Source organism: Allobosea sp. 05T422_2 (assembly GCF_056396265.1).
Genome location: NZ_JBFTLD010000339.1, coordinates 1 through 6,408, shown reverse-complemented (window position 1 = coordinate 6,408; position 6,408 = coordinate 1). Strand labels below are relative to the sequence as shown.

At 65.4% G+C, this 6,408-nt stretch carries 7 protein-coding genes; 1 reads left to right on the top strand and 6 read right to left on the bottom strand.

Annotated features, from left to right (window positions below; all coding sequences use genetic code 11):
* The 6 genes from AC1DJT_RS33195 to AC1DJT_RS33170 form a co-directional block, all read right to left on the bottom strand.
* Window positions 1–769: phosphotransferase family protein (locus tag AC1DJT_RS33195; protein ID WP_476835738.1), on the bottom strand; the 769-nt coding region annotated here is incomplete at its 3' end.
* An 8-nt stretch (window positions 770–777) separates the two neighbouring features.
* Entirely contained in the window at window positions 778–1,533 is a 756-nt protein-coding gene (locus AC1DJT_RS33190; RefSeq protein ID WP_441508604.1) for an SDR family NAD(P)-dependent oxidoreductase, read from the bottom strand.
* A gap of 10 nt (window positions 1,534–1,543) precedes the next feature.
* Window positions 1,544–2,749, bottom strand: coding sequence for an acyl-CoA dehydrogenase family protein (locus tag AC1DJT_RS33185; protein ID WP_476835737.1), 1,206 nt, complete (start codon window positions 2,747–2,749; stop codon window positions 1,544–1,546).
* The gene (locus AC1DJT_RS33180) at window positions 2,742–3,182 is read right to left on the bottom strand and encodes a PaaI family thioesterase (RefSeq protein ID WP_441508606.1); all 441 of its coding nucleotides are present in this window, start codon (window positions 3,180–3,182) and stop codon (window positions 2,742–2,744) included. The genes AC1DJT_RS33185 and AC1DJT_RS33180 overlap by 8 nt, the downstream gene beginning before the upstream one ends.
* Entirely contained in the window at window positions 3,179–4,168 is a 990-nt protein-coding gene (locus AC1DJT_RS33175) for an NADPH:quinone oxidoreductase family protein (protein WP_476770378.1), read from the bottom strand. Before AC1DJT_RS33175 ends, AC1DJT_RS33180 begins: the two co-directional genes overlap by 4 nt.
* An 81-nt stretch (window positions 4,169–4,249) precedes the next feature.
* Window positions 4,250–5,425: an acyl-CoA dehydrogenase family protein gene (locus AC1DJT_RS33170; RefSeq protein ID WP_476835736.1), complete on the bottom strand. Its 1,176-nt coding sequence runs from the start codon at window positions 5,423–5,425 to the stop codon at window positions 4,250–4,252.
* A gap of 145 nt (window positions 5,426–5,570) precedes the next feature.
* Between AC1DJT_RS33170 and AC1DJT_RS33165 the strand changes: the two genes are divergently transcribed.
* Window positions 5,571–6,377 carry an IclR family transcriptional regulator gene (locus AC1DJT_RS33165; protein WP_441493481.1) on the top strand — a complete coding sequence of 269 codons (807 nt, stop codon included), beginning with the start codon at window positions 5,571–5,573 and terminating at the stop codon, window positions 6,375–6,377.
* Window positions 6,378–6,408 lie beyond the last annotated feature (31 nt).

The following is a 6,408-nucleotide window of genomic DNA, read 5'->3' as shown; positions in this document are numbered from 1 at the left end:
TATGATAGGGCATGCAGTAATAGGCGAGATCGCTGAGCGGGTGGCCGAGCGTGGACAGTTCCCAGTCGAGCACCGCCGACACCTGCGGGCCATCGCGGCGGTAGCAGAGATTGCCGATCCGGTAGTCGCCATGCACGATCGTGGTTTCATCGGCCACGCCGCAATGCTCGCGCAGCCAATCGGCGAGCCAGGTCAGGTCGGCGATCTCGCCGGCCTCCGAGGAGGAACGATACTGCTTGGTCCAGCGCTCGACCTGACGCGCGACATAGCCGCCGGAGGGACCGAAATCTCCTAGCCCGACATCCTCGGGAACCACCGCATGCAGCGCCGCCAGGGTATCGACGGCGGCGAAATTGAGCGAAGCGCGGTCGTCGCGCGGCAGGTCGGGAAGCGCCAGGCTGTCAAACTGACGCCCGTCGACGAAATCCATGACGTAGAAGGCTGTCCCGATCACCTCGGCGTCTTCGCCAAGCGCCAATGCCTGCGGAACAGCAACCGCTGTCCCCGCCAGCGCCCTGATGATCCGGAACTCGCGCTCGACCTGATGCGCTTTCGGCAGCAGCTTTCCCGGAGGCTTCTTGCGCAGCACGCAGCGTCGATCAGGCGCAGAGATCAGGAAGGTGGGATTGGATTGGCCGCCCTGGAACTGGCGCACCGAAATCGGGCCGCCGAAACCGGGGACATGGGCGTCGAGCCAGCGGGCCAGCGCTCCCTCGTCGAAACGGTGGTTCTCGATCACGTCGACAAGGGTGGCCACGGGAGCGGTCATCATGCACCTCAGCTGACGGTTTCGCCGCCATCGGCGACGATGACCTGGCCGGTGATGTAGGCGGATGCCGGGCTGGCCAGGAAATGCACGATACCGGCGATATCCTCGACCTCGCCGAAGCGGCGCAAGGGAGTGCGCTGCTCCATCTGCGCGCGCCGCTCGGGCGATTCCACCAGCTCCCGCGCGAAGTCGGTGCGCACGATGCCGGGCGCGATCGCGTTGACCCGGATCCCCTTGGGGCCCCATTCGACGGCAAGATTGCGCGCCAGGGCCGCTTCCGCGGCCTTGGACATGCCATAGGCGCCAATGACTCCGGTGCCGCGCAGGCCCGCGATCGAGGACATCATGATGACGGCGCCGCCGCCGCGATCGGCCATCTGCGGAAGGACGAGGTTGCTGAGCCAGATCGCGCTCTGCACGTTGACCGCCATGATCTTGGTGAAGGCCTCGTCCGGCAGGGTGGACAAGGGTCCGTAGACCGGATTGATCGCCGCGTTGCAGACCAGGATGTCGATCCCGCCCCAGACCTCCAGGACGTGGTCGACGAGCCCCTTCAGCTGCTCATGCGAGCCAACATGGCAGGCTTTGGCGATGGCCTCGCCGCCGCTCGCCCGGATTTCCCCGGCCACGGCGTCGCAGGCGTCCTGCTTTCGGCTGGACACCACGACCCGGGCACCGCTGTGCGCCAGTTGCTGCGCGGTTGCCTTGCCGATCCCACGCGACGAGCCCGTGATCAGAGCGACCTTTCCTTGGACGTCGAACATTGCCTGCACCTCAGTTGCGGTAGGCCTTCAGTTCCATGCGGGCGATGCTGTCGCGATGGACCTCGTCGGGGCCATCTGCGAAGCGCAGACTGCGGGACTTGACCCAGGCGGCGGCGAGGAAATGGTCCTGGGAGACGCCAGCCGCCCCGTGGATCTGGATCGCGCGATCGATGACGTCGCAGGCCATGTTCGGCGCTACCACCTTGATCATCGCGATCTCGCGGCGGGCGGCCTTGTTGCCGACCGTGTCMATCATATGCGCGGCCTTCAGGACGAGCAGCCGCGCCGCCTCGATCTCGCAGCGCGAGCGTGCGATCTGGTCACGGACGACGCCCTKGTCCGCCAGCAGCTTGCCAAAAGCCGTCCGCGACAGGGCACGGCGGCAGGCTGCCTCCAGCGCCCGTTCCGCCAGGCCGATCGAACGCATGCAGTGATGGATGCGGCCGGGCCCGAGCCGCCCCTGCGCGATCTCGAAGCCGCGCCCTTCGCCAAGCAGCATGTTGGTGGCCGGCACACGGACATTCTCGAAAGTAATCTCGGCATGGCCATGCGGCGCATGATCATAGCCGTAGACCGTCAGCGCCCGTTCCACGGTGACCCCGGGCGTATCGAGCGGCACCAGGATCATCGACTGCTGCTGATGCTTGGGCGCATCCGGATTGCTCCGGCCCATTACGATCGCGATCTTGCAATGCTCGCTGAGCGCGCCCGAACTCCACCATTTACGTCCGTTGATGACGTAGTCGTCGCCGTCGCGCCTGATCTCGGTTTGAATATTGGTGGCGTCCGACGAGGCCACATCCGGCTCGGTCATCGAGAAGCAGGAGCGGATCGCCCCGTCGAGCAGCGGCTCGAGCCAGTCCCGCTTCTGGCCTTCCGTGCCATAGAGAACCAGCGTCTCCATATTTCCGGTGTCGGGGGCCGAGCAATTGAAGATCTCGGGCGCGATGGCGGAACGGCCCATCACCTCACAGAAATGGGCATAGTCCAGGTTGTTGAGCCCTGCCCCGTAGCGCGTGTCGGGCAGAAACAGATTCCACAGCCCTTCGGCACGCGCCCGCTGCTGCAGTTCGCCGAGGATCGGTGGCGTGCCCCACCGCGATGGCAGCGCGGCGTGCTGGCGCTCGAAGACTGCCTCGTTGGGATAGACATGCTCGTCCATGAAGCGCTGCAATGCCGCCAGGCGCGGCTTGTGGATGTCCCTGAGCTCAAACATCTGCTTTGTCCGCATGCTGGGTGGAAGGATTGGGCTGGCTTCCCGGCCGCCAGCGGAACGTGCCAATGCCGTGGGCGATGCGCTCGCCGTCGCTGTCGAAGACATGGGCCTCGGCGGTGAAGCTCGACTTGCCGGCCGAGATCGTCCGCCCCTCGACCGACAGCCATCCGGCCCGGACCGGCCGGGTGAATTGCGTGGTCAGCGATATGGTGATGGCAAAACGCGGCGCCTGCCCCTCTTCGGCATGCAGGCCGGAGGCGCAGGCGGCGAAGTCGATCATCGTGCAGAGCACGCCACCATGGACGTAGCCCATCCGATTGAGATGTTCTGGGCCGATCTGAAGTCCGCCCTTGACGTGACCGACCGCCGACTCCTGGAGATCGAGCCCGAGCACGCCAAAGATGCCGATATCGGCATAGCTCGTGGCTCTCACGACAGGGCCCGGCCGGTCGTGAGGACGATCTTGCCGATGGCGCTGCGCGCAGCGAGCAGCTGAAGCGCCTCGACCGTATCGGCGAGATCAAGCGTCCGGCTGATCAGCGGCTTCAGTTTGCCCTCTTCGAACCAGGTGAAGAGCTGGGCAAAATTCTCCTTGTTGGCCTGCCGGTTGCGCGCGGCGAACGTCCCGAAGAAGACCCCCACAAGTGCGCAGCCCTTGAGCAGCAGAAGGTTTGCAGGAATGCGCGGAATGGTGCCCGCGGCGAAACCGACGACCAGAACGCGGCCCTCCCACGCGGTCACGCGCACGGCCTGCTCCAGAAAATCCCCGCCGACCGGATCGTAGACCACGTCGACGCCCTTGTCGGCCGTGAGCTCCTTGACGCGGTCCCGGAGCGATTCAGTTGCGTAGTTGATCAGGTGATCCGCGCCGGCCGCGCGCGCCACCTCCAGCTTTTCGGCGCTGCTTGCGGCTGCGATCACGGTGGCGCCCATCGCCTTGCCGATTTCGACGGCGGCCAGGCCGACGCCGCCACTTGCACCGAGGACGAGAAGCGTCTCTCCGGGCTGCAGCCGCGCCCGCTGCCTGAGAGCGTGCATGCTGGTGCCGTAGGTCATCGAAAAGCCGGCGGCCGTGACCGGGTCCATGCTGGCGGGACGCCTCATCAGCCGTGCGGCACTGACCACGCATTCCTCGGCGAACGCACCCACGCCCACCATGCCGACGACGGGCATGCCGACCTCGAGATGTGTGACGCCATCGCCGACCGAGCGCACGATGCCCGCGACTTCGGTGCCGGGCGTAAAGGGCAGCGGCGGTTTGACTTGGTACTTGCCCTCGACCATCAGCGTGTCGGGAAAATTGACCCCCGCCGCCTCGATGGCGACGCGCACCTCGCCCGGCCCTGGCTCGCCTAATTCCTTCGCTTCGACGACGAGATCTTCCAGCGGCCCAAACGCCTTGCAGATGACTGCGCGCATTTTTCTCTCCCTATGGTTCGGATACGAGGCTCCCGCCTGAGCCGCGGGTCCGGGGACCCGGTAAGCGGCCTCCCGGTTGAATCAGGCGGCCGCACCGGCCCGGCGGGCATCGCGGATCATGTTCCTCGCGATGACCAGTTGCTGGATCTGGGTCGTACCCTCGTAGATCCGGAACAGGCGCACATCCCGGTAGAAGCGCTCGATCCCGGCATCGGCGACATATCCGGCTCCGCCATGGATCTGGACGGCCTTGTCCGCGACACGCCCCACCATCTCGGAAGCGAACATCTTGGCGCAGGCCGCCTCGGTGGCGATGCCATGGCCGGCATCGCGCCGACGCGCTGTCTCTTCCACCATGCAGCGCGCGGCAAAGCTCTCCGCCTTCATGTCGGCCAACATGGCCTGGACCAGCTGGAATTCCGCGATCGGCTTGCCGAACTGGTGCCGCTCCATGGCGTAGGCGAGACTGTCGGCAATCAAGCGCTCAGCGACGCCGACGCAGACGCCGGCAATGGTCAGGCGCCCGCGATCGAGCACCTTCATGGCGGTAACGAAGCCCTTGCCCTCGTAATCCGGCCCGCCAAGGATCGCCGTCTTCGGCACGCGGACATTGTCGAAGATCACGTCGCAGGTATGGGCGCCCTGCTGCCCCATCTTCTTGTCGGTCCGGCCCAGCGTGATGCCCGGGCGATCGGCATCGACCAGAAACGCTGAAATGCCCGCGGCCGTTTTGCTGTCAGGGTCGGTGCGCGCAAAGACCGTGAAGAKGCCGGCKWCCGGSGCGTTYGTGATGAAGCGCTTGGTGCCGTTGATGACAAAGTCATCGCCGTCGCGCCGGGCCGAGCTGCGCAGCGACCCCGCGTCCGAGCCTGCTTCAGGTTCGGTCAGGCAGAAGGAGCCGACGCGCTCCCCGCTCGCCATCTCAGGCAGATAGCGGCTTTTCTGCTCCTCGGTGCCGTCGATGATGATGCCTTGCGAGCCGATGCCGTTATTGGTGCCGATCATCGAGCGGAAGGCCGGAGATGTTCCGCCAAGCAGGAACGAGACCTGGACCTCTTCCGAAAGCGTGAGTTCGAGGCCGCCATAGGCCTCCGGAATCGCCATGCCGAACAGCCCCAGCTCCCGCATCTGCGCAATGATCTCGGCCGGCACCTGATCGTTCTGCGACACGAGCGCCTCGTTCGGCCTCAGCTTTTCGCGGACGAAGCGCTCGACCGCGTCGAGCAACTGGCGGAACACATCAGGGTCGAGCGCCATCTAATTCCATTCATCGGAATTTAATTCCATTATTGAGTTTTCTCGCATATGGTCTATCAGACCGTCAAGCCGGCACGGGCGGTTGGATCGGTTCAAGGCCCGCTTCTTTGGGTCGCAATCAGCTGAGCGATGGTGACGAAGCAGTATGCGCAAACGCGAAACGCCGGTGGGCGCCGCCCTGCCGGGCGAGAATGAGGACCAGGACCCCCGCTTCGTCACAGCGCTGGCGCGCGGCCTGAATGTGCTGCGCTCMTTCAAGCGCGGCGATCGCGCTCTGGGCAATCAGGAACTTGCCGACCGCACCGGGCTGGCGAAATCGACGATTTCGCGGCTGACCTACACGTTGAGCAAGCTCGGCTATCTCGAATACTCACCGATGAACGGGCAGTACTCGCTGTCTGCCGCAGCCCTGGCGCTCGGCTTCTCGGCGCTCGGCAACCTGGCCATTCGGGATGTCGCACGGCCACTGATGCAGGAATTGGCCGATCGCGTCGGCGCCTCAGTCGCACTCGGCGCGCCCGACCAGCGCACGATGATCTATATCGAGGAATGCCGTGGTTCGAGCCCGCTGCATCTCGGCATCGAGATCGGCTCGCATATCCGGATGGCGACCTCGGCGATGGGCCGCGCCTACCTCGCAAGCCTGGATCCGGCGACGCGATCGCGCATCGTCGACGTGCTGTGCGACCATGAACCCGACAGCGAGAGCACCCGGGCCGGCATCGAAACCGCCGTCAGCGAATACGCCGTGCATGGCTATGTTCGCTCGGTCGGGGAATGGAAGCAGGAGATCAATTCGGTCGGAGTGCCCATCCTGCTGCACGGCTCACGCCCGTTTGCGTTGAACTGCGGGGGATCGGCTCTCTCGCTGCCAAGGGAGAAGCTGGATGAGGTGGGCGTGCAGTTGCAGGACGTCGCCCGCCGTATCCGCCAGGCGTTGGGCAGCGACTGAACCTGAGGTGATAAAGGGCATGGGTCGCGGC

What these genes read in the sequence shown, in the direction of transcription:
- AC1DJT_RS33175 (WP_476770378.1), bottom strand. Translation starts at nt 4,168, where the DNA reads ATGCGCGCAGTCATCTGCAAGGCGTTTGGGCCGCTGGAAGATCTCGTC.
- AC1DJT_RS33190 (WP_441508604.1), bottom strand. Translation starts at nt 1,533, where the DNA reads ATGTTCGACGTCCAAGGAAAGGTCGCTCTGATCACGGGCTCGTCGCGT.